Origin of the sequence: Brevundimonas sp. (assembly GCF_046295775.1) — a bacterium.
Classification (GTDB): domain Bacteria; phylum Pseudomonadota; class Alphaproteobacteria; order Caulobacterales; family Caulobacteraceae; genus Brevundimonas.
This window is the reverse complement of sequence record NZ_JBKBML010000001.1, coordinates 48,750-64,714: the sequence shown is the minus strand read 5'-3', so window position 1 is coordinate 64,714 and position 15,965 is coordinate 48,750. Positions and strand designations below refer to the sequence as shown.

At 69.1% G+C, this 15,965-nt stretch carries 17 protein-coding genes and 1 tRNA gene; 5 read left to right on the top strand and 13 right to left on the bottom strand.

The window, feature by feature from the left end; all coding sequences use genetic code 11:
• Positions 1 to 18 precede the first annotated feature (18 nt).
• Positions 19 to 816 (bottom strand): transglycosylase SLT domain-containing protein, encoded by a 798-nt coding sequence (locus tag ACK4I0_RS00360; RefSeq protein ID WP_409606930.1) that lies wholly within the window; start codon positions 814 to 816, stop codon positions 19 to 21.
• A 236-nt stretch (positions 817 to 1,052) separates the two neighbouring features.
• Here ACK4I0_RS00360 and ACK4I0_RS00355 point away from each other — a divergent pair, with 236 nt between their 5' ends.
• On the top strand, positions 1,053 to 1,721 hold the full coding sequence (locus ACK4I0_RS00355; protein ID WP_409606929.1) for a TonB family protein: 669 nt from the start codon (positions 1,053 to 1,055) through the stop codon (positions 1,719 to 1,721).
• Here the strand turns inward: ACK4I0_RS00355 and ACK4I0_RS00350 are convergent.
• The 10 genes from ACK4I0_RS00350 to parC all read right to left on the bottom strand — a co-directional run bounded on the left by ACK4I0_RS00350 (position 1,718) and on the right by parC (position 11,066).
• Positions 1,718 to 2,716, bottom strand: coding sequence for an NAD(P)/FAD-dependent oxidoreductase (locus ACK4I0_RS00350; protein WP_409606928.1), 999 nt, complete (start codon positions 2,714 to 2,716; stop codon positions 1,718 to 1,720). The genes ACK4I0_RS00355 and ACK4I0_RS00350 overlap by 4 nt on opposite strands.
• The gene (gene thiL, locus ACK4I0_RS00345) at positions 2,709 to 3,692 is read right to left on the bottom strand and encodes a thiamine-phosphate kinase (protein ID WP_409606927.1); all 984 of its coding nucleotides are present in this window, start codon (positions 3,690 to 3,692) and stop codon (positions 2,709 to 2,711) included. The genes ACK4I0_RS00350 and thiL overlap by 8 nt, the downstream gene beginning before the upstream one ends.
• A gap of 5 nt (positions 3,693 to 3,697) precedes the next feature.
• Complete coding sequence (nusB, locus tag ACK4I0_RS00340) at positions 3,698 to 4,225, bottom strand: transcription antitermination factor NusB (protein ID WP_135063725.1); 528 nt, start codon at positions 4,223 to 4,225, stop codon at positions 3,698 to 3,700.
• Positions 4,222 to 4,695: a 6,7-dimethyl-8-ribityllumazine synthase gene (gene ribH / locus ACK4I0_RS00335; RefSeq protein ID WP_409607305.1), complete on the bottom strand. Its 474-nt coding sequence runs from the start codon at positions 4,693 to 4,695 to the stop codon at positions 4,222 to 4,224. The genes nusB and ribH overlap by 4 nt, the downstream gene beginning before the upstream one ends.
• Positions 4,692 to 5,825, bottom strand: a complete 1,134-nt coding sequence (ribB, locus tag ACK4I0_RS00330) for a 3,4-dihydroxy-2-butanone-4-phosphate synthase (RefSeq protein ID WP_409606926.1) — start codon at positions 5,823 to 5,825, stop codon at positions 4,692 to 4,694. Before ribB ends, ribH begins: the two co-directional genes overlap by 4 nt.
• Complete coding sequence (locus tag ACK4I0_RS00325) at positions 5,825 to 6,415, bottom strand: riboflavin synthase (RefSeq protein WP_409606925.1); 591 nt, start codon at positions 6,413 to 6,415, stop codon at positions 5,825 to 5,827. The genes ribB and ACK4I0_RS00325 overlap by 1 nt, the downstream gene beginning before the upstream one ends.
• Before the next feature lies 1 nt (position 6,416).
• Entirely contained in the window at positions 6,417 to 7,037 is a 621-nt protein-coding gene (locus tag ACK4I0_RS00320) for a RibD family protein (protein WP_409606924.1), read from the bottom strand.
• Positions 7,037 to 7,504 (bottom strand): transcriptional regulator NrdR, encoded by a 468-nt coding sequence (gene nrdR, locus ACK4I0_RS00315; RefSeq protein ID WP_409606923.1) that lies wholly within the window; start codon positions 7,502 to 7,504, stop codon positions 7,037 to 7,039. The genes ACK4I0_RS00320 and nrdR overlap by 1 nt, the downstream gene beginning before the upstream one ends.
• Positions 7,505 to 7,511: 7 nt before the next feature.
• Complete coding sequence (gene glyA / locus ACK4I0_RS00310; RefSeq protein WP_409606922.1) at positions 7,512 to 8,795, bottom strand: serine hydroxymethyltransferase; 1,284 nt, start codon at positions 8,793 to 8,795, stop codon at positions 7,512 to 7,514.
• A 69-nt stretch (positions 8,796 to 8,864) separates the two neighbouring features.
• Positions 8,865 to 11,066 carry a DNA topoisomerase IV subunit A gene (gene parC, locus ACK4I0_RS00305; protein ID WP_409606921.1) on the bottom strand — a complete coding sequence of 734 codons (2,202 nt, stop codon included), beginning with the start codon at positions 11,064 to 11,066 and terminating at the stop codon, positions 8,865 to 8,867.
• A 124-nt stretch (positions 11,067 to 11,190) separates the two neighbouring features.
• Here parC and ACK4I0_RS00300 point away from each other — a divergent pair.
• From ACK4I0_RS00300 to ACK4I0_RS00285, 4 genes are all read left to right on the top strand, one after another.
• Positions 11,191 to 11,267, top strand: a tRNA-Ala gene (locus ACK4I0_RS00300).
• Positions 11,268 to 11,577: 310 nt separating this feature from the next.
• Positions 11,578 to 11,703, top strand: a complete 126-nt coding sequence (ykgO, locus tag ACK4I0_RS00295; protein WP_054111010.1) for a type B 50S ribosomal protein L36 — start codon at positions 11,578 to 11,580, stop codon at positions 11,701 to 11,703.
• Positions 11,704 to 11,861: 158 nt separating this feature from the next.
• Positions 11,862 to 12,137, top strand: coding sequence for a DUF2312 domain-containing protein (locus ACK4I0_RS00290; protein WP_135063746.1), 276 nt, complete (start codon positions 11,862 to 11,864; stop codon positions 12,135 to 12,137).
• A gap of 11 nt (positions 12,138 to 12,148) precedes the next feature.
• A complete protein-coding gene (locus ACK4I0_RS00285; RefSeq protein WP_409606920.1) occupies positions 12,149 to 12,472 on the top strand; it encodes a hypothetical protein in 324 nt (107 codons plus the stop codon).
• A 95-nt stretch (positions 12,473 to 12,567) separates the two neighbouring features.
• On the opposite strand, the gene pyk is transcribed toward ACK4I0_RS00285, so the two are convergent.
• Together pyk and ACK4I0_RS00275 are read right to left on the bottom strand one after the other, a co-directional pair.
• On the bottom strand, positions 12,568 to 14,004 hold the full coding sequence (pyk, locus tag ACK4I0_RS00280) for a pyruvate kinase (protein ID WP_409606919.1): 1,437 nt from the start codon (positions 14,002 to 14,004) through the stop codon (positions 12,568 to 12,570).
• A gap of 106 nt (positions 14,005 to 14,110) precedes the next feature.
• Positions 14,111 to 15,793, bottom strand: a complete 1,683-nt coding sequence (locus ACK4I0_RS00275; protein ID WP_409606918.1) for an alkaline phosphatase family protein — start codon at positions 15,791 to 15,793, stop codon at positions 14,111 to 14,113.
• Positions 15,794 to 15,965: the final 172 nt, after the last annotated feature.

Below are 15,965 nucleotides of genomic sequence, written 5' to 3'. Positions count from 1 at the left end.
TTAACGTCCGGTTTACCATCACGCCGCATCCCCCGGCGAAAACGCCTTTCCGAAGCCGCCGCCCGAGCTTTGGCCGTCCTGGCCCAGCAGCAAGGCCAGCAGACTCTGGTCCTGTTTCAGCCGGTCCAGCCGAGCGGCCAGCATGCGTTCCTTTTCGCTCAGTTCCGGCAGCCCTGCCGAAGGAGGCTGAGATGGAGCTCCGATCGCGGGGCCGGCTCCCGCCGTGCGCTGCAGATTGGCGTGCACCTCGGCCACGGTGGCGGCGCGGCCTTCGCGATAGAAGATCGGTCGATTTGCCCGCGCAGCCTCGGGAAAAAGACTCGCAGCGCTGGCGCCTGGGCGGGTGGCCATGGCCTCCATCAATCCCGCTGCGCCGGCCGGCCCCAGAAAGTGCGCCGCGTACAGATCGCCCGCGCCCGGCTCCTTGCCCGTGCGGCCGCGCAGATAGGCGGCGTTCGACGACGCCAATTCCGCCGCCATGGTCGAGGCCGCCTGCGGATCGAAGCGCAGGTCCAAAACCATGTTGCGGGCCGACCCCTCGACGCGCCAGCGGCCGTCAGACCCGCGCTGGATCAGATCGGCGTACTGTCCATAGCCATGCTTGCGGCCGTGCTGCTTGACGGTCGCCAGCCACGTCTGCTCGATGAACTGGAACAGGCCCGCCGCGGACGAAGTGCGTGCCTTGGCCAGGGGATTCATGGCGCTCTCGCGACGCGCCGTCTTCATCAGGAAGTCGAAGTCCACGCCGGTCGCGCTGGAGGCTCGGCGTATCGCCGCCTCCACGCCGCCCGCCGAGGGAATCGCACCTATGGACATGCGTTAACCTTTGTGAATCGCGGTTAACGTAGCCTTAACGCCGCGCCGGCGCTCCACAGATCGAGCAAGGTTCAACGCTCGCGGTTACGCCCTAAAGTTGCCGCAACGGAAGCGGCAAGCTTCGCCTTGGGGTCTGGGGAGGGCCCAAAAAGGGAGAGACGGCGATGATGATGATGCAGACCGCGGGCGGCCCGGGACATGGTTCTCCGCTGGACTATTCGGACCGTAGGCGGCCGATGCCTCGCTGGATGTTGGCCGCGATCGGCGTGTCGGTGCTGGTGCACGCCGGCGGCGCGGCCTGGCTCTATTATCAGAAGTTCGAGACGCCGGTCGCTCTCACGCCGCCCGCGCCGGAACCGCCCGTCACCAAGCTGACCTTCGTACCGCGTCCCAAGCCGCCGGTCGTGGTCAGCACGACGCCGCCGGCGCCCAACCCTCCGCTTAACCGTCTGATCCCCCTGCCGAGCCCCGTCCCGCCCCTCATCGCGCCCCTCAGCGACAATCCGATCTCGACGCCTGGGCCAATCACAATCGCCACGCCACAGCCGCACGCCGTGCCCAACGGAACCGAGACACGGCCTGTCGAGGCGGCGCCGGTCGGGCCGCCCGTCATCACCCAACCCGACTGGGTCAGCCGGCCATCGGGCGATCAACTGATGCGGGCCTATCCGTCGGCGGCCCTGGAACGCGGACAGACCGGCCTGGCCATGCTGGAATGCCGCGTGCGGGTTGACGGCACCCTGACAGGCTGCACCGTGGCGTCCGAGACGCCGGCGGGGCGCGGGTTCGGCCGCGCGGCCCAAAGTCTGGGGCGCTACTTCCGCATGAGCCCGCAGACCGTGGACGGTCAGGCTGTCGACGGCGCGCGCGTGACCTTCGGCGTGCGCTTCGCCCTGGCGGACTAGAACCTGAGCGGATCGAGGGCGGGCTCACCGGGCCGACCCTCGATCCCATCGGCCACCACTCGGCCGACCAGCGGACCCAGCAGCCAGCCGTTGCGACGGGGCGCCAGGGCCAGGTGCAGACCGGGCTCGCCGCTCGGCCCGGCCAGAGGCAGGCCGTCCGAGGTGGCGCCGCGAACCCCTACGCGCCAGTCAATCGGTGCGACCGGATCGAGGGGGGCTAGGCGAGCCGCGGCGGCTACCAGGGCTTCGCTCGAGGCGGCGTCCGGCGCTTGATCGCGCCGTCTGGCATCCATGGTGGCGCCGATCAGGGTTCCGCCCCCCTGCGGCGCCAGATAGCCGCCGGGACCGCGCACGACATGGTCCGCCAGCGCAGCGGCCGTCCATCCGATCTGGCCCCGAACCGGCTCGACGGCGGAGACCAGAGCCGCCACGCGGGCGGGCAGACCGCGGATTGCCTCGGCCGCGCCCGTCGCCAGAATTATGGTTCGCGCCGCCAGCGACCCGCCGTCAGAAAGAGTTGCGCTCCAGCCGCCGTCATGAGCCGCCAGGGCCTCGATCTTCGCGGCCATGACGGGGCGGCCCAGCGCCTTGCGCAGGGCGTCCAGCGCGGCCGGGCAGTCGACCTGCCAGTCGTCGTCGGTCACGACGCGGCCGCGCTCATGGCAGACCGAGAAGCCCAGAGCCGCCAGGCGATCCGCGATCACATCCGCGCCCTCGCCGCGCCATTCGGCCGGGCGGCGGTGGAGTTCAATCCCCTTCGCTTCCGCCAAGTCGGGCCAGAGGTCGCGCGCGCGGCGCAGCAGGGCGGCGCGGGCCGGGGTCACGTCCTCGATCGCGGACTCCAGAGCCGGGGCGATCATGCCCGCCGCCACCCAGGAGGCGTTGCGCCCGCCCGGATCGACGACCTGGACGCCGTGACCTCGACGCTCGAGCTCCACCGCGCAGCACAGGCCCAGGACGCCTGCCCCGATCACCAGCACGTCAATCTCAGCCATGACGCCAGCCCGTGCGGCCGACGGCGACCGGCTGGCCCTGGTGGCTCACACGCAGACCGCGCCGGGCGGTGATCTCGCCCAGCACCGTTAATCGGTCGTGGCGGCGTTCGACCTCGCGGCGCAGGGCCTCGACCGCGCCCGGCCGCACCGTCATCAGGATCTCATAGTCGTCGCCGCCCGTGGCTAGATCCAACAGGGCGGCCTCGGGATCGACCCGCTCCTCCATCCAGGCCGAACCCGCGCGCGACAGGGGCAGCCGCTCCAGCGCCAGGTCGGCCCCGACGCCCGACGCCTCCAGCACATGGGTCAGATCAGCGAGCAGACCGTCGGATACATCGACCGACGCCGTGGCGTGAGCCAGCACCAGGTCCGCCAGCGCCGTCTTGGGTTCCGGCGAGCGATAGTGGGCGGTCAGCGCCTGGAGCCGGTCAGGATCGAGGACGAGGCCGCCTCTTGCCGCCTTCAGTCCCAGCCAGCCGTCGCCGATCTGGCCCGTGACCACGACCACATCGCCCGGCCGCGCCCCTGCGCGGGAGACCGCCGCGCCCGCCGGAGCCCAACCCAAGGCCGTCAGGGAGAAGCTGGCAGGTCCGGGCGTGGAGACGGTGTCGCCGCCCAGCAGATGCACGCCGAAGGCGGCCTGATCCTGTTTCAGCCCGTCGGCGAAGGCTTGGCGCTCGGGCCAGTCCAGGCGGGGCGACCAGCCGCAGGCCAGCAGATAGCCGAACGGCTCGGCCCCCTTGGCCGCCAGATCCGATAGATTCACCCGCAGCAGCTTGCGCGCCACCGTGTCCATCGGATCGTCGGGCAGGAAGTGGACGCCCTCCACGATGGCGTCCTTGGTCGCGATCAGGTCGAAGCCCGGGCGCGAAGGCACCACGGCGACGTCGTCCACCAGGCCTCGGCCCCAGTCAGGATGGGCCAGCGGCGCGAACAGCTCGCGGATCGTTTCGAACTCGCCCGCGGGCTCGACCACCGTCGTCAGGCGTCCCGCGCGTCGCGGGCCACGCCGTCCAGGGCGGCGTTGACGAACTTGGCCTCGGCCTCGTCGAAAAAGGCCTTGGCCAGCTCAACGTATTCGTCGATCACCACTTCGCGCGGGGTGTCGGGCTGTTCGCGCAGCTCATAGGCGCCGCAGCGCAGCAGGGCGCGCAGGGTCGCGTCCAGCCGCTCCATGCGCCAGTTCGAGGCCAGCCGCGCCTTGATGGCGGCGTCGATGGACTGCTGCCCTTCAACCACGCCGCGCACGATCTCGGCGAACCAGGCTTCGTCGGCTTCGGCCAGCATCTCGCCGTCGATGTCGCCGTCGAAGCGGTGGTTCTGGAACTCACGGATGATGGTGTCGACCCCCTCGCCGGCCAGCTCCATCTGGTACAGCGCCTGCACGGCGGCCAGGCGCGCGACGGTGCGGGCGCGGCGCTGGCGGCTGTTCAGCTGGGGCTCGCGGCGGGCCTTGTCCGCCTCTTCCAGCTGGGCGATGACCGAGGCCAGGCTGTTGGGTTCGGTCATGCCGACGCTCCTTCACCCAGGCCGTGCCGCAGGCGCTTCTTGAGATTGATCAGGTCCATGCAGGCGCGCGCGGCGAACCCGCCCTTGTCGCCTTCGCTGAGGCGCGCGCGGGCCCAGGCCTGGTCCTCGTCTTCGGTGGTCAGGATGCCGTTGCCGATGCACAGGCCCTTGAGGCCCAGGTTGCGCAGGCCGGCGGCCGACTGATCGGCCACGATCTCGAAATGGTAGGTTTCGCCGCGAATGATGCAGCCCAGGGCGACATAGCCGTCATAGCGCGGCGCGGTCGGATAGCGGCCGGCCTCTTCGGCCAGGGCGATGACTGTCGGCACTTCCAGCGCGCCGGGCACGGTGACGACGTCGAACTGGACGCCGCGCGCGCGCAGGGCGTCCTTCGCACCTTCCAGAAGCGCGTCGGCCAGATCGTCATAGAAGCGCGCCTCGACAATGAGGACGCGGTGGGGGTCGGTCAGGATTGGTCTTCTCCGTCCATGTCGCGCCAGCCGACGATGCGCAGGCCGTAGCCTTCCAGCGCGGTCGGCTCGGGTCGCGTCGAGCTCATCACGATCATGTCGCGCACGCCCAGGTCCAGCAGGATCTGGGCGCCCACGCCGTAGTTTCTCAGCACGCGCTCACCCCCGCGCGGCTTGTCGCCGCCGGCCAGCCGTTCGGCCAGGCCGTGCAGGTCCGGGTCGCGCAGGAAGACGACCACGCCGGGGCCGTCATGGGCCGCCATGGACCGCATGGCGCGCGGCACATAGTCCTGACGCGCCTCGACATGGCCCAGGATGTCGGCGGCGAAGTCGACCTGGTGCATCCGCACCAGGGTCGGCTTGCCCGGCTCGACCTTGCCCTTGACCAGGGCGATGTGCTCGGCGCCCTCGATGGCGTTGCGGTACAGCATCAGGCGGAACGGCCCGCCGTGGACGCTGTCGAAGGGCGTGTCCATGACCCGCTCCACAAACCGCTCGGTGCGGCGGCGATAGGCGATCAGGTCGGCGATGGTTCCGATCTTCAGCCCATGCAGCTGGGCGAAGGCGACCAGGTCCGGCAGGCGGGCCATGGTGCCGTCTTCGTTCATGATCTCGCAGATCACGCCCGCCGGCGTCAGCCCGGCCATGCGGCTGATGTCGACCGCCGCTTCGGTGTGGCCGGTGCGGACCAGCACCCCGCCGTCACGCGCCACCAGCGGGAAGATGTGTCCCGGCGAAACGATGTCGTCGGCGCCCTTGGTCGGATCGGAGGCGACCTGGACGGTGCGCGCCCGGTCGGCGGCCGAGATGCCGGTGGTCACGCCCTCGCGCGCTTCGATCGAGACGGTGAAGGCGGTGCCCATCGAGGTGCGGTTCTCGGCGGCCATGGGCGGCAGGCGCAGCTGACGCGCGCGCTCGGACGTCATGGCCAGGCAGATCAGGCCGCGCGCATGGCGGGCCATGAAGTTGATCTGGTCGGGGGTGGCGAACTGGGCGGGGATGATGACATCGCCCTCGTTCTCCCGGTCCTCGGCGTCCACGAGGATATAGGGCCGCCCGTTGCGGGCGTCCTCCAGGATATCCTCGATCGGGCTGATGGGACTGTCGTTCATGTTCGCCGCGAGCTGCATCACGCGGTCTCCTGCCATCTGGCGAGGTATCGCGCCAGCATGTCGATCTCCAGATTGACCGGATCGCCGGCCTTCAGCGCGCCCAGCGTGGTCGCCGTCCACGTATGCGGGATGATGTTGACCCCGAAACGGCGGCCTTCGACGCCGTTCACCGTCAGGGACACGCCGTCGACGGTGATGGACCCCTTAGGCGCGATGTAGCGGTGCAGAGGCTCCGGCGCCTCGATCTCGACGCGGTGCGAGCCGCCCTCCGGCGTGATCGAGACGATGCGGCCCAGGCCGTCGACGTGGCCCGAGACGACATGGCCGCCCATCTCGTCGCCCAGCCGCGCCGCCCGCTCCAGATTGACGCGCCCGCCTTCAGCCCAATCGCCCAGCGTGGTCCTGGACAGCGTCTCGCCGGACACTTCGACGGCGAACCAGCCGGGGCCCGTCTCTGTCACCGTCAGGCAGCAGCCGGCGTGGCTGATGGAGGCGCCCAGGTCGATGGTCGCGGTGTCCCACGCGGTTTCGATCTCGTAGCGCCGATCGCGCTCGGTCTGGCGCACGCTGCGGACGCGGCCGATGTCGGTGACGATGCCTGTGAACACGTCAGATCCTCTCGTAGCGTTCCCACAGGTCGTGGCCGAGGGCTTCGACCGACAGACGCCGGAACTTGGGGGCAGCGGCCAGTTTCGCAAGCGCCAGCCCCGCCACGCCGGGTCGCCCGTCGCCGCCCAGCAGGATCGGCGCTCGAAACCACTCGATGCGGTCGACCAGTCCTGCGCGCAGGAAAGACGCCGCCACCTGGCCGCCGCCTTCGATCAGAACCGAGGTCAGCCCCCTGCGCGACAAGGCGGCGAGCGCGGCCTCAGGGGTTGGGCGGCCTGCGTCGGCCACGCGCTCGACCTCCGCCTGGCCGACGGATCGCGGGGAGGCGGTCGTTAAGATCAGGGTGTTCGCGGCGGCGACCTTGGCGCTGTCAGGCGTGCGCAGACGGCTGTCGAGGATGACGCGCAACGGATTTCTGGACGCAGCTGGCGACGAGAGCCGAACCGTCAGCTCGGGATCATCGGCCAACACCGTCTCCACCCCCACAAGAATGGCGTCGTGTTCAGCGCGCAGGCGGTGGCCTTCAGCGCGCGCCGCCTCGCCTGTGATCCATTTGGATTCGCCGCTCGCCGTGGCGATGCGGCCATCCAGCGAGGTGGCCAGTTTCAGGGTGACGCGCATCAGCCGCGTCCGGGCTCGTCCAGCCCTTCGTCGCCCAGGAACTTGGCGAAGTCGCCCGTGTGGCGGAAGTCCTTGTAGACCGAGGCGTAGCGGACGTACGCCACCTCATCGACCGACTTCAGCGCCTTCATGATGAAGTCGCCGACGACGTTGGATGGGATTTCGGTTTCGCCGAGGCTTTCCAACTGACGAACGATGCGGCTGACCAGCTGTTCGACCTGCTCGGCTTGGACCGGGCGTTTGCGCAAGGCGATGCCCAGCGATCGCTCCAGCTTGTCGCGGTCGAACGGCGTGCGCCGGCCGTTGCGCTTCAGGATCACCAACTCGCGCAGCTGGACCCGCTCGAAGGTGGTGAAGCGCCCGTTGCATTGCGGGCAGGACCGACGGCGCCGGATGGCCGCGCCGTCATCCGACGGCCGGCTGTCCTTCACCTGAGTGTCCTGATTTCCGCAGAAGGGGCACTTCATCAGCAGCTTATCCGTAGATCGGGAAGCGGTGCGTCAACTCGCGCACCTGGGCCGCGACGCCCGCCGCCACGGCCGGATCGGCTTCGTCACCGCCCTTCATCGAGGCGACCACGTCTGCGATCCAGTGGCCGATCTGCCTGAACTCGTCCTCGCCGAAGCCGCGCGTGGTGCCCGCAGGCGTCCCCAGGCGCACGCCCGAGGTGATGGTGAAAGGCGCGGTGTCGAACGGCACGCCGTTCTTGTTGCAGGTCATCAGCGCCTTTTCGAGCTCGTGCTCGGTCGCCTTGCCGGTCACGCCCATGGGGCGCAGGTCGACCAGCATCAGGTGGCTGTCGGTGCCGCCCGAAACGATCGCCAGGCCGCGCTCGACCAGGACCCCGGCCAGGGCCTGGGCGTTCTTCACCACCTGGGCCGCATAGGCCTTGAACTCGGGCTTCAGCGCCTCGCCGAAGGCGACGGCCTTGGCGGCGATGACATGCTCCAGCGGGCCGCCCTGCAGGCCGGGGAAGACGGCGGAGTTGATCTTCTTGGCGATGTCGCCGTCGTTGGTCAGCACCATGCCGCCGCGCGGGCCGCGCAGGGTCTTGTGCGTGGTGGTGGTCACGACGTGGGCGTGCGGCACCGGATCGGGATAGGCGCCGCCGGCGATCAGGCCAGCGTAGTGGGCCATGTCGACCATCAGATATGCGCCGACCGAATCCGCGATCTCGCGAAACCGCTTGAAGTCGATGTGACGGCTGTAGGCCGAGGCGCCGGCGAGGATGAGTTTGGGCTTCTCGCGCTCGGCCATTTCGGCGACGTGGTCGTAGTCGATCAGGTGGTCTTCCTCGCGCACCTTGTAGGTGACAGGCCGGAACCACTTGCCGGACTGATTGGCCGGCGAGCCATGGGTCAGATGGCCGCCGCAGGCCAGGTCCATGCCCAGGAAGGTGTCGCCGGGCTGAAGCAGGCTCATGAACACCGCCTGGTTGGCCTGGGCGCCCGAGTGCGGCTGCACATTGGCGAAGGCCGCGCCGAACAGCTGCTTGGCCCGCTCGCGCGCCAGGTCCTCGGTGACATCCACGAACTCGCAGCCGCCGTAGTAGCGACGGCCCGGATAGCCCTCGGCGTATTTGTTGGTCAGGACCGAGCCCTGCGCCTCAAGCACGGCGCGCGAGACGATGTTTTCCGAGGCGATCAGTTCGATCTGCTCGCGCTGGCGGCCCAGTTCGCCCTGGATGCCCCTGAAGATGTCGGGATCGGCGTCCGAAAGCGTCTTGGCGAAGAAGGCGTCGTGGGTGAAGGCGGTCACTGGCGTCCCCGAGACTCTAGATAGAGGCTCGTTCTAGGCCTCGGGGCGCTTCACCACAACATCTTGTGCCTAGCGGAACTTGCGCATGCCCCTGGGCCCCTGCCGTCCGGCGCCGGCGCGTTTGCCCAGCCAGTCTTTCCAGTCGGGCCAGTTGCGGCGACGCCCGCCGCCGTCGGCCCACTCCGGGCCGGTCTCGGCGTTGAAGATCGCCACGTCGGCAAGGCCGCCCTGCTTGTAGTTCTGCAGCTTCACGCCCTTGCCGCGGCCCATTTCGGGCAGCTCGGCGATTGGAAAGATCAGCGCCTTGATGTTCTCGCCGATGGTGGCGACGTGGTCGCCCGTCACCCGCCACATGGCCAGCATCTCGCCGTTCAGCACCTGCTTGCCGCCGCGCTTCTGGGCCAGCAGTTCGTTCTCGGGCGCGACGAAGCCGTAGCCAGCCTTGGACGCCACCAGCAGCTTGGCGCCTGGCTCATGCGCCACGACGTTGATGATCTCGGCCTTCTCGTCCAGGTCGATCATCAGCCGCAGCGGTTCGCCATGCCCCCGGCCCGAAGCCAGCTTGTCGGCCCCGATGGTGAAGATCCGCCCGTCCGACGCCCCGACCAGCAGCTTGTCGGTCGTGTAGGCCGGCACGAGGAAGCCCAGGCTGTCGCCCTCCTTGAACTTCAGCTCGGAGGGGTCGTCCACCTTGCCCTTGGCGGCCCGGATCCAGCCGCGCTCGGACAGGATGACGGTGATCGCCTCGCGCGGAATGAAGGCCTCCATCGGCGCGAAGTTCGAGGCGTCGACGGCCTCGCCGATGGTGGTGCGGCGCGGCGAGACCAGCGCCTTGCGCACCGCCTCCAGCTCCTTGCCGATCGCCTTCCACTGCTTGCCCTCGGACGACGTCAGCGCCTTCAGCTGGGCCAGCTCCTCGGAAAGCGCCTTGAACTCGTTCTCGATCGCCATCTCCTCGATCCGCGCCAGCTGGCGCAGACGAGTGTCCAGGATGTAGTCGGCCTGGGGCTCGCTCAGCCCGAAGCGCGCGATCAGCACCGCCTTGGGCTGCTCCTCCTCGCGGACGATGCGGATCACCTCGTCCAGGTTCAGGAAGACGATACGCAGGCCTTCCAGCAGATGCAGGCGTTTTTCGACGCGCGCGATCCGCCATTGGCTGCGCCGGTTCAGCACCTCGCGGCGGTGATCCAGGAAGGCTTTGAGGCAGTCCTTCAGGCCCATGACGCGCGGCGTGCCGGTGGCGTCCAGCACGTTCATGTTGATCGGGAAGCGAACCTCCAGATCCGAGAGCTTGAACAGGCTCTCCATCAGAACCTCGGGCTCGACCGTGCGGCTCTTGGGCTCCAGCACCAGACGGATGTCCTCAGCCGACTCGTCGCGCACGTCGCCCAGCAACGGGGCCTTCTTGTTCTCGATCAGGTCCGCCAGCGCCTCGATCAGGCGGCTCTTCTGCACCTGATAGGGCATCTCGGTCACAATGATGCGCCAGACGCCGCGGCCCAGGTCCTCGGTCTCCCAGCGCGCGCGCAGGCGCACCCCGCCGCGACCGGTCTCATAGGCGTCCAAGATGGAGGCGTGACCCTCAACCGACACGCCGCCGGTGGGGAAGTCCGGCCCCGGCACGATCTGCACCAGTTCCTCGGTCGTGACGTCGGGACGCTCCAGGATCGTCTGGCAGGCGTCGATCAGCTCTCCGACATTGTGCGGCGGGATCGAGGTCGCCATGCCCACGGCGATGCCCGACGATCCGTTGGCCAGCAGGTTCGGGAAGCCGGCCGGAAGCACCACCGGCTCTTCGTCCTGATCGTCATAGGTGGCGCGGAAATCGACCGCGTCCTGATCGATGCCGTCCAGCAGCAGCACGGCCGCCGGCGTCAGCTTGCACTCGGTGTAGCGCATGGCCGCGGCGCTATCGCCGTCGATGTTGCCGAAGTTCCCCTGCCCGTCCACCAGCGGATAGCGCTGGGCGAAGTCCTGGGCCAGGCGAACGAGCGCCTCATAGATCGAGGCGTCGCCGTGGGGGTGGTATCCGCCCATCACCTCGCCGACGACCTTGGCGCATTTGCGCGCCGCCGCCTGCGGGTTCAGCCGCATCTGATGCATGGCGTACAGGATGCGCCGGTGCACGGGCTTGAACCCGTCGCGCACGTCCGGCAGCGCGCGGTTGGTGATGGTCGACAGGGCGTAGGCGAGGTAGCGCTTGGACAGCGCCTCGGCCATCGGCTCCTCGACGATGCGGCCGCCTTCGGGCGGAGGGGTGTGAACGGTCATGCGCCTGCGAATCGGAAATCTGGACGCACAAGTCTAGCCCGCTTCGGCGTGTCGCAGGGCGTTAACCGCGATCGGGAGCGGCGCGTTAAGCCTTTGGGACTAGGTCCACCCTGTTCCTTTCGACGGCCTGGTGGCGGAGGGGCTACGCGGGCGGCTCGCAAGCCGTCAGACCCTCCGTTCGACTCGGAGGCCAGGCCTCCAAAGTTTTTGTGCGCTATGCTCGGCTCGCGGAGCCTCGCCACTTGAGCGCGATTTGCTTCTTTTTTGCGCTATGCTCGCGAAGCGGTCGCTCTCCGCTTGAGCGCGATTTGCTTTTCGCACCTCTCGGCTTTGAGCGAATGTCGTCCAGAAGCACCGCGCCGTGCCCTGTTGACGAACGGCGACTCCCTATCTATACGACCGCCTCCGCCGCAAGGTCCGTCCCTGCGGCTTTTCTATTGTTTCCTCGTCCCGGCCGCGCTCAAGCAGCGAGCCGCCGCGCGGCGAGGGGTAGCGCACTAAGGATAAGGCCATGAAGGTCCGCAGCTCGCTCAAGTCGCTCAAGGGTCGCCACCGCGACTGCAAGATCGTTCGCCGAAAGGGCGTGGTCTTCGTGATCAACAAGACCGATCCCCGCTTCAAGGCCAAGCAGGGCTAAGCGAGAGCTTGGTTCGCTAACGCGATCGACGCGGTCGATCGCTGTTTGAGCGAAGAGTATTCAGGCTGCGGACTTGTCCGCAGCCTTTTTCGCGTCCGCCGTTGATGCCGGCTGGCGGACATGGTTAGCCTCCCCGCCAGTTTTTCGGAGTTTTCTTCATGGCCGACGACGCCGCCTTCGACGCCTCGCCCGACGTCCTGACCGCCACGGCCCAGGGCCGCCTGCGCACCATCATCGAGCGCCTGGAACGTCTGGAAGAAGACAAGCAGGCCGTCATGACCGACATGAAGGAGGTCTTCGCCGAGGCCAAGGGCGAGGGCTACGACGTCAAGGTGCTGCGCAAGGTCATCCGCATCCGCAAGCAGGACAAGGCCAAGCGCCAGGAAGAGGAGGCCATCCTGGACCTCTACCTCTCGGCCCTCGGCGAGGTCTGAGGCGACCCGGCTTGAAGCGCACCCCGCTCGGACCCTCCAAGGGCGGGCTGCGCTCGAGCGGCCTGAAGCGGGATAGCGGCAAGGCCCCGCGCTCAAGCAGTCTGAAAGGCGATAGCGCAAACAACAAACCGCCGAGCCCCTTCGAGGCCCAGCGAAAAGCGGCCCAGCGGGCCGCGCTCAACGCCCTGAAACGCGCCCGCCGCTCGGCAGAGAAGGCGGGCGTTTCGCTGTCCGAATGGGAAGGCGAGTTTCTGGAGTCGGTGGACGAACGCATCCGCGCCCACGGCCGCGCCTTCGCCGATCCCGAAAAGGGCGCACCCGGCCAGGCGCTGTGAGCCCTCCAGGGCCGCAAGCTCAAGGAAATCACGCGCAAGGCCAACGGCGAGGACACCCCGCCGTGGAAGCGCCGCAAGCCCTCGCCGGAAAGCGACTAGCGCTTGCGCGTCTTCTTCGCCGGCGCATGGGCCAGGCGCAGCAGGTTGGCGGCGCCGGGCGCGCCAAACGGCGTTCCGGCCAGGATGAGGATGCGTTGACCCGGCTCGGCCAGGCCGTATTTCATGGCCGACTGGACGGCGTCCTCGGTGACGTCCTCCAGCGAGGTCGGCTCCTTGCCTAGGCGCGGCTCCAGGCCCCAGACCAGCGACAGGCGGCGCGCGGTCTCGGCCTTGGGCGTCAGGGCCAGCACGGGCTGCAGCGGGCGTTCGCGCGACATGCGGCGCGCGGTGCCGCCCAGGGTGGTGAAGACCACCATGCAGGCGGTCGACTGGGCCTCGGCGGCTTTGCGGGCGGCGGCGACCAGGGCGTCGACATCGTGGATGTCCATGCCGGCGTGGTCGGCGTCCATCAAGCCGGGCCACAGGGGGTCGCGCTCCACCCGCTCCATGATCCGGTTCATGATGCCCACCGCCTCCAAGGGATAGGCGCCGGACGCCGTCTCGGCCGACAGCATCAGGGCGTCGGCGCCCTCATAGACGGCGTTGGCCACGTCCGACGCCTCGGCGCGGGTCGGGGCCGGGCTGGACGTCATGGATTCCAGCATCTGGGTCGCGACGATGGCCGGCACGCCGCGCTGGCGGGCGGCGCGCAGGATCTGCTTCTGGGCGACCGGCACCTCTTCGGGATCCAGTTCGACGCCCAGGTCGCCACGCGCGACCATGACGCCGTCGCAGTAGTCCAGGATCGCCTCAAGGTCCGTCAGGGCCTGGGGCTTTTCGATCTTGGCCAGACAGGCGGCCTGACCGCCGACCAGCCGCTTCAGCTCGGCCATGTCCTCGGCCTTCTGAACGAAGCTGAGAGCGACCCAGTCGACGCCGAGCCGCAGCGCGAAGGCCAGGTCCTCGCGGTCCTTGGGCGTCAGGGCCGAAACCGGCACCACCGCCTCGGGCACGGCCACGCCCTTGCGGTCCGACAGTTTGGAGCCGCTCTCAACCGTCACATCAGCCCAGGTATCGGCGCGTTCGCCCACGCGCAGGCGCACCCGCCCGTCGTCGATCAGCAGCAGCATGCCGGTGCGCAGCGCCTTGAAGATTTCCGGGTGCGGCATCTGCACCCGCGCCTCGTTTCCTGGCATCGGATCGAGGTCCAGCCGCATCGTGTGGCCGGGCTTGACCGAAATCTCGACATCGGCGAACCGGCCGAGGCGCAGCTTGGGGCCTTGAAGGTCGGCCAGCACGCCCAGCGGTCGCTGCAACGCCATCTCGGCGCCGCGCACCGCCTTCAGGGCGGCGGCGTGATCCTCGTGCGAGCCGTGGCTGAAGTTCAGGCGAAACACATCCACCCCGGCCTGGGCCAGGGCCTTGACGGTGCCTGGGGCGCGACTGGCGGGCCCCAGGGTGGCGACGATGCGCGCGCGGCGGGCTCGGTTCATGCTCGTCTCGCTGGCTGCAAGGGTGGGAGACACCCGTTGTGCCAACGATCCGGCCGGGGGGTAAGCTCCCCCACCCTGCCGGAAACAAGAGTTTACGGGCGCGCCCTCATGGCGCGGGACAGACCGGTGCGTCGCCGAAGCTCAGCTCGACGCATCGCCCATCGATGGTTTCTGCCGGTGTGACGCCAACGATGGCGGCCAGGGTCGGCGCGATGTCGACGGTGCGAATGGGCCAGAACCGCTCCTGGGCCGGCAGGGGCTCGCCCGCCTTCCAGAAGACGATCGGCACGCGGCGGTCATAGTCCCAGGGCGAGCCGTGGCTGGCGACGGCCCCGCCCTGGCGCACGGCGCTGTTCACGCCCCATTTCCAGGCGCGCAGGATGTCAGGCGACCGCTCGGCCACGGCGCTGAGCCGCAGACGCTCGCGCACCGTCAAATTCTCCGGGTTCACCTCGGTCGGCAGGGGTTCGGCCAGCAGTTCGTCGCGGGCCACCGCCAGTTCGACGTCGCTTTCGGCGTTCAGCAGCTCGACGGCCGCGGCCAGGACCTGTGACCGCATCGGCTCAGCCAGGGCTCGCCGCTCGCCGTCGACGATGACGAAGCCGCCACCGCCCGAAACCAGAGGATTGGCGTCCAGGCCGAAACGCTGGCGCAGGGTGTCGTTGATCCGACGCGTCATGGCCGGGTCCAGCCGGCGGCTGTCGACGGAGCCTTGCTCGGCCATGCGCTCGGGAAAGTCGGAGCCGCCGTGGTCAGACGTCAGCACCAGCACCGTCCCGGCCGGCAGCGCCTGCATGAAGCGGCCGAGCGCGGCGTCCAGCCGGTGCATCTGCTCGCACATCTCGGGGCCTTGCGTGCCATAGCTGTGGCCGATGCGGTCGGTGCCCGACAGGCTGACGCTCAGCACATCTGTGTGACCGCGCGCGCCCAGCTGCTGGCTCTCGATCAGATACCGGCCGGCGTCCAGCGTCGCCTCGTCCAGCAGCGGCGAGGTGTCGAACTGCTGCGACGCGGGCGGGACCTGCGAGGCGAAGGTGAAGTCGCCGACCGTCCACCCACGGGCCAGAGCCTGGCATTGCGGGTAGGCGCCCGACCAGAACGGCGGGATGTCGTCAGAAGTTGCGTCGCCTTCGCCCTGCTCGGCTCCGCCCTGCTCGATCTGCGCGGCGGCGGCCTGGAAGGCCTGGTTGAATTCCGCGACGGGCGCCAGGCGCGCCTCGGCGGTCTGGCCCGGCTCGACATAGGTGGTCAGGCCGAATGCGCCGGTGAACCAGAAGGCGCCGTCAGGCCGCTGGCCGGCCATGGCGATGGCGCCGCGGTCCTTGCCCGAGACGGCGAAGACACGCGCGGCCGGATCGCCGGCCTTGATCCAGTCGCCGAGCGTCGTGGCCGTCATGCGCTGCGGGCCGACCGGTCCGTTGTCGGATGTGTCGTCGCCGTGGGCCAGATGGTTGTCAGGCGCGGCCAGGCAGTAGGTGGTCTCGCCGGTCGTCGTGTCTATCCAGTCGTTGGCCGGAATGCCGTTGGTGGCCGGATGGCGGCCGGTCAGCAGGGTCGCGTGGCCCGCGCAGGTCACGGTCACGCCGTGAGTCTGATAGCCGTTGGCGTAGAGCCGCCCCTGATCGATCAGGGTCTTGAACCCGCCCGAGACCTGACTGCGGTACTGGTTGAACAGGTTGCTGCTCAGCTGGTCGATCGAGACCGCCACGATCAGCGGTGGGCGCTCGGCGGCCTGAACGGTGGACGGCAGGGCGGCGAGCAGGGCCAGTACGGCCAGACGCGAAAACACTCTTGGCGACTCCTCGAAAGCGACAGCCCACCTTAGCCGGCGCCTGTTGCAGGCGCATGACGGGACGGTGCGGCAAGGCGACCTCCTAGGACAGGCGAGATGACCCGGCCAGCCTCGGCGCAACGAAAAGCGCCCCGCCGTTTCGGGCGGGGCGCGATCTCGTCATCAGGCT

Bases quoted from the DNA above. Each gene is read 5' to 3' on its own strand.
- ykgO (WP_054111010.1), top strand. From the start codon at position 11,578: ATGAAGGTCCGCAGCTCGCTCAAGTCGCTCAAGGGTCGCCACCGCGAC.
- ACK4I0_RS00320 (WP_409606924.1), bottom strand. From the start codon at position 7,037: ATGCGCGTCACCCTGAAACTGGCCACCTCGCTGGATGGCCGCATCGCC.
- ACK4I0_RS00350 (WP_409606928.1), bottom strand. From the start codon at position 2,716: ATGGCTGAGATTGACGTGCTGGTGATCGGGGCAGGCGTCCTGGGCCTG.
- nusB (WP_135063725.1), bottom strand. From the start codon at position 4,225: ATGACCGAACCCAACAGCCTGGCCTCGGTCATCGCCCAGCTGGAAGAG.
- ACK4I0_RS00360 (WP_409606930.1), bottom strand. From the start codon at position 816: ATGTCCATAGGTGCGATTCCCTCGGCGGGCGGCGTGGAGGCGGCGATA.
- nrdR (WP_409606923.1), bottom strand. From the start codon at position 7,504: ATGAAGTGCCCCTTCTGCGGAAATCAGGACACTCAGGTGAAGGACAGC.
- ribB (WP_409606926.1), bottom strand. From the start codon at position 5,825: ATGCAGCTCGCGGCGAACATGAACGACAGTCCCATCAGCCCGATCGAG.
- pyk (WP_409606919.1), bottom strand. From the start codon at position 14,004: ATGAACCGAGCCCGCCGCGCGCGCATCGTCGCCACCCTGGGGCCCGCC.
- parC (WP_409606921.1), bottom strand. From the start codon at position 11,066: ATGACCGTTCACACCCCTCCGCCCGAAGGCGGCCGCATCGTCGAGGAG.
- ACK4I0_RS00290 (WP_135063746.1), top strand. From the start codon at position 11,862: ATGGCCGACGACGCCGCCTTCGACGCCTCGCCCGACGTCCTGACCGCC.
- ACK4I0_RS00355 (WP_409606929.1), top strand. From the start codon at position 1,053: ATGCCTCGCTGGATGTTGGCCGCGATCGGCGTGTCGGTGCTGGTGCAC.